Genomic DNA, 5,069 nt, shown 5'->3' with positions numbered 1-5,069 from the left:
CACGACGACGGCCGGACGCGCGTCGGCGAGCATGAACTCGACGCGCTCCGCCGGATAGGACGGGTCGATCGGCAGATACGCCCCGCCCGCCTTGACCACGCCGACCAGCGCCGCGACCAGGTCGGCGGACCGGTCCAGCATGACGCCGACCAGGCCCTCCCGGCCGACGCCCCGCGCGCGGAGGGTGCGCGCGATCCGGTCGGCGCGCGCGTCGAGCTCGGCGTAGGTCCACCGGACGTCGCCGGACACCACCGCCACCGCGTCCGGTGTCCGCGCCACCTGCGCCCGGAACAGCTCGGCCAGCGAAGACAAGGCACTCATCTGGGTCCTCTCCCAAGAACACGGGCGGGGATGGTCCGGCCCGCGCGCCCCGTGCGGGCGGGGCGCGCGGACCGGTCGGCGATCCGGACGTCACCGGCCGGGGGGCGCTCCGTCCGGCGGTTCGTGGCCGGGTCCGCCGATGGGCATGGGCGCCGGGCCGGGCCCACCCGGCATCGGCCCACCCGGCATCGGCCCACCCGGCATCGGCCCACCTGGCATAGGGCCGCCCGGCATCGGGCCGCCGTGCATGGGGCCGGGGAACGGGCCGCCGACGGGCGCGGGCTCCTCGCGGAGCATCGGGCGGGCGGCGGCGAACTGGGTGCGGCACAGCTCGGCGTACAGGCCGTCCCGCTCCAGCAGCTCCTCGTGCGTGCCGCACTCGCGGATCCGGCCGCCGTCCACCACGAGGATCTGGTCGGCCTCCCGGATGGTGGACAGCCGGTGCGCGATGACCAGCGAGGTGCGGCCCTCCAGCGCGGTGCGCAGCGCACGCTGCACGGCCGCCTCGGACTCGGAGTCCAAGTGCGCGGTGGCCTCGTCCAGGATCACGATCCGCGGCTGTTTCAGCAGCAGCCGCGCGATGGCGATCCGCTGCTTCTCCCCGCCGGACAGGCGGTACCCGCGGTCGCCGACCACGGTGTCCAGGCCGTCCGGCAGGGACGAGACCAGGGTCCAGATACGCGCCGCCTCACACGCCTCGATGATCTCTTCCTCGGTGGCGTCCGGGCGCGCGAACAGCAGGTTGGCGCGCATCGTGTCGTGGAACAGGTGGGCGTCCTGGGTGACCACGCCGATCGTCTCGCGCAGCGATTCCATGGTCGTGTCCCGCACGTCCTGCCCGCCGATCCGCACCGTCCCGGCCGTGGCGTCGTACAGCCTCGGCACCAGGTGCGTGATCGTCGTCTTGCCCGCGCCGGACGGTCCGACCAGCGCGGTCAGCTTCCCGGCGGGCGCGCGGAAGGAGACCTCCCGCAGTGTCAGCTCTGCCTCCGCGCCGTTCACACCGTTCGCGCCGTTGGCGCCCCGGGCTCCGTTGGCTCCGTTGGCGCCGTTAGCCCCGTTGGCTCCGGGCGGTGAGGAGCGGCCGAACAGCTCCAGCGACGCGACGGACACCTCGCTCGCCGCCGGGTACCGGAACGAGACCCCGTCGAACTCGACGTCCGGCGCGGGGCCCGCGGCCAGCGGCCGGGCGTTCGGGGACTCGGTGATGAGCGGCTTCAGGTCCAGGACCTCGAAGACCCGGTCGAAGCTGACCAGCGCGGTCATCACGCTGGCCTGCATGTTCGAGAGCTGGTTGATGGGGCCGAACAGCCGTCCGAGCAGGGTGGCGAGCGCGACCAGGGTGCCGAGCCGGAAGTCCCGGTCGATGACCAGCGCGCCGCCGAGGCCGTACACGACGGCGGTGGACAGCGAGGCGATCAGCGTGACCGTGATGAGCAGCAGCTCGGAGTAGACCGCGGTGGTCACGCCGATGTCGCGGACGCGGCGGGCGCGCCGGCCGAACAGCGCCGCCTCGTCGCGGGGCCGCCCGTACAGCTTGGCCAGCAGCGCGCCGGTGACGTTGAAGCGCTCCTGCATCAGCGCGCCCATCTCGGCGTCGAGCTGCATCGACTCGCGGACGAGCCGCTGCAGCCTGCGGCCGACCAGCCGTCCGGGCAGGGTGAAGAACGGCAGCACCACCAGCGCGATCAGGCTGATCTGCCAGGACAGGTAGAACATCGTGCCGAGGACCAGGGCGAGGGTGAGCACGCTGGACAGCACGTTCGACAGCAGCGCGGTGATCGCCCGCTGCGCCGCGATCACGTCGTTGTTCAGCCGGCTGACCAGCGAGCCGGTCTGGGTGCGGGCGAAGAACGCCAGCGGCTGGCGCTGGACGTGCTCGAACACCTCGACCCGCACGTCGCAGATCAGGCCCTCGCCGATGCGGGCCGACAGCACGCTGTCGGCCCAGCGCATCAGCGCGTCCAGGACCGCGAGCCCGGCGACGCCCAGCGCCACCCAGACCACCACCGAGGTCTTCTCGGGGATGATCCCCTGGTCGATGATGATCTTGAAGGACATCGGGATGGCGACCACCACGCCCGCGCCGAGCGCGGTCAGCAGCAGCAGCGCGGCCACCCGCCACCTGTAGGGGCGCGCGTAGGGCAGGATGCGCCGCGCCGTGCCGGGGCGCACCCGCTGCCGGGTGAGCCCCTCCTCCATCGGGCCGCCCATCATCACCGGCCCCGGACCGCCGATCATCTCGACGCAACCCCCTTTCTCCTAGGTCCGCGGCTCTGCCCGCGAAGCGGCCCGTGACCGGACGGCGACATTCACTCGGCCTTTTCGAACTGGCGCATTTCCTCGACGAGGCTCAGCGGCCGCATGTCGGTCCACTTCTCCTCGATGAACTCCAGGCAGGCGGTGCGCGAGTCCTCGCCGTGCGCGATCGTCCAGCCCTGCGGGACCTCGGCGAACGAGGGCCAGAGCGAATACTGGCCCTCGTCGTTGATGAGCGCCAGGAAAGTGCCGTTCTCGTCGTCGAAAGGATTGGCCATGCCCCACTCCTCTAATCGGTTCACCGGACACGCTAGCCACGCTCCGGAAAATGCATCAAGGCGCACAGTTGGACGCCGGGAGGATCAATTCCCCTGCCACCGCGGCGGGCGTTTCTCGGCGAACGCGCGGGGCCCCTCGGCGGCGTCGGCGCTGTCCCTGCGGCGCCGCTCCCAGACGTAGTCGGCGGTGAAGGCGTCCGGCAGCGGCAGGTCCAGCGAGCGCAGCGCCGCCTCCTTGATCGCGCGCAGCGACAGCGGCGCGCACGCCAGCAGGTCGGCCAGCCAGCCGGCCGCGCACTCGTCCAGCCGCTCGGCCGGGACGACCTCGTTGACCAGCCCGTACTCCAGCGCCCGCGCCGCCGTCATGCGCCGCCCGGTGAGCAGGTGGCCCATCGCGGCCTTGACCGGGATCTGGCGCGGCAGCCGGAACGCGCCGCCCGCGCCGGGGACCAGGCCGAGCCTGGCCTCCGGCAGGCCGAACACCGCGTCCGACGAGGCGACGATCAGGTCGCAGGCGAGGGCGAGCTCGAACCCGCCGCCCAGCGCGTACCCCCGGACCTTCGCCAGCACCGGCTTGGACAGGGTGAAGCGCTCGGTCAGCCGGGGCCAGCCGGGCAGGCCCCGGCTGCCGAACGTGGTCGGGGGCGCGCCCCGCTCGCCGAGCCGGGCGCGCTCCTTCAGGTCCTGCCCGACCGAGAAGGCCCGGTCGCCCGCACCGGACAGCACCGCGACGCGCACCGCGTCGTCGGCCTCCACGTCGTCCCAGACCTCCGCGAGCTCCTCGTGCATGCGCAGGTCCATGGCGTTGAGCACGTCCGGGCGGTCCAGGGTGACGTGCGCGACGTGGTCCTTCTTCTCGTATCGGACGCGGCGGCCGGTCATGTCCGGCGGGCCCCCGCCGAGAACCGGCCGACCTTCGCCAGCACGTCCTGCCCGTAGATGCGCAGCGCCTGCTGGAGGGCGAACTCGGCCATGTAGCGGCGGAACTCGTCGGCCGGCTCGCCCGCGAGGTTGAGCATCCTGCGGTTGACGGCCACGGCCTGCCCCTGGAGCCGCGTCACCGCGCGCTCGACCGCCGCGTCCATCTCCGGGCCGGGCGGGACGACCTCGTCCGCCAGTCCCGCCGCGTCCGGCTCGGTGGCCCAGATGCGGCGGCCGCCGAGGATGACCTGCCGCGCCACCCGGGGGCCGGTGAACCGCCCGAGCCGCAGGTTCCCCGCGCCGGGGACGATGCCCTCCTGCGCGGCGGGCAGGCTGAAGTAGGCGTCCGCGGCCGCGATCACGTGGTCGAACGCGAACAGCAGCTGCATCCCGCCGCCGATGGCGAACCCGTCCACCGCCGCGACCCACGGCTTGTCCAGGGTCGGCCAGTGCCAGGGCTCGCCGTCCGGCGTCCGCACGCCGCGGACGAGCTTGCTGATGTAGCCGAGCTCGCGGCGGAGCAGGAAGCCGACCAGCGAGATGTCGCCCGCGTGCAGGGCCTTGAGGTTGATGCCGGCGCTGAAGACGCGCCGCCCCATGTGGCGGGGGTGGCTCATCGGGCCGCCCCGGACGAGCCCGACGTGCACCCGCGGGTCGAGCAGCGCCAGGTCGACGGCGGTCTCCATGTCGTCGACCTGGGTCTCGTCCTCGGCGTTCAGCCGGTCGTCCCGGCACAGCGTCAGGTGCGCCACGCCGTCGCGGCGCTCCAGCTCGACCGCCTCGGTCCGCAGCGTCCCGGTGCGGACGAACTCCGGCAGCAGGTCCAGCGCCCGCCGGGTCGGCCTCAGCATCGCGTCCATCAGGTGCGGACCCGCCACCGGGGAGAGCAGGACGGCGCGCAGGAAGATGCCCTGGTCGATCTCCCGGCCCTCCTTGTCGGCCTGGGCGCGGGTCCGTTCGGCGGCCAGCTGTCCGGCGGTCGGGACGAGGCCCGGGTACGCTTCCGCCGCCGCCGCGACCAGCTCGTCGATGCGCAGGTCCCGGGTGCGGCCGTCGGTGAGCCGGTCGTAGACCTCCTCGGCGTGCTCGGCCATGAACCGCATCCGCATCCGCCGGACGGCCTCGGCCTCGGCGGCCAGCGCGGCGCGCTGCGCGGAGGTGCGGTCGGCCGGCGGGGGCGTGACGTCCAGCAGGTCCTCGAACCGGGCGGCGGCCTCGCCGAGGCCCGGCTCGGTCACGGCGGTCACGGGCGCACCCCGGCCGTCCGGCGCAGCTCCCGGTCGCACGCGG

Annotated in this window: 5 protein-coding genes; all 5 read right to left on the bottom strand. The window is 73.8% G+C overall.

Features of this window, described 5'->3' with window-relative positions; translation table 11 throughout:
- A partial coding sequence (locus AB0J52_RS26920; protein WP_500185106.1) for an AMP-binding protein occupies window positions 1-321 on the bottom strand: 321 nt, incomplete at its 3' end.
- A gap of 90 nt (window positions 322-411) precedes the next feature.
- Window positions 412-2,562, bottom strand: a complete 2,151-nt coding sequence (locus tag AB0J52_RS26915) for an ABC transporter ATP-binding protein (protein ID WP_500185105.1) — start codon at window positions 2,560-2,562, stop codon at window positions 412-414.
- 71 nt (window positions 2,563-2,633) lie between these two features.
- Window positions 2,634-2,858 carry an MbtH family protein gene (locus tag AB0J52_RS26910; protein ID WP_500185104.1) on the bottom strand — a complete coding sequence of 75 codons (225 nt, stop codon included), beginning with the start codon at window positions 2,856-2,858 and terminating at the stop codon, window positions 2,634-2,636.
- 84 nt (window positions 2,859-2,942) lie between these two features.
- Window positions 2,943-3,740 (bottom strand): enoyl-CoA-hydratase DpgD, encoded by a 798-nt coding sequence (dpgD, locus tag AB0J52_RS26905; RefSeq protein ID WP_500185102.1) that lies wholly within the window; start codon window positions 3,738-3,740, stop codon window positions 2,943-2,945.
- Window positions 3,737-5,026 (bottom strand): (3,5-dihydroxyphenyl)acetyl-CoA 1,2-dioxygenase DpgC, encoded by a 1,290-nt coding sequence (gene dpgC / locus AB0J52_RS26900; RefSeq protein WP_500185101.1) that lies wholly within the window; start codon window positions 5,024-5,026, stop codon window positions 3,737-3,739. Before dpgC ends, dpgD begins: the two co-directional genes overlap by 4 nt.
- Window positions 5,027-5,069 lie beyond the last annotated feature (43 nt).

This window comes from Spirillospora sp. NPDC049652, assembly GCF_040675125.1.
Taxonomy (GTDB): domain Bacteria; phylum Actinomycetota; class Actinomycetes; order Streptosporangiales; family Streptosporangiaceae; genus Spirillospora.
This window is presented reverse-complemented; position numbering and strand designations above follow the sequence as displayed.

What these genes read in the sequence shown, in the direction of transcription:
- AB0J52_RS26915 (WP_500185105.1), bottom strand. Translation starts at nt 2,562, where the DNA reads ATGATCGGCGGTCCGGGGCCGGTGATGATGGGCGGCCCGATGGAGGAG.
- AB0J52_RS26910 (WP_500185104.1), bottom strand. Translation starts at nt 2,858, where the DNA reads ATGGCCAATCCTTTCGACGACGAGAACGGCACTTTCCTGGCGCTCATC.
- dpgD (WP_500185102.1), bottom strand. Translation starts at nt 3,740, where the DNA reads ATGACCGGCCGCCGCGTCCGATACGAGAAGAAGGACCACGTCGCGCAC.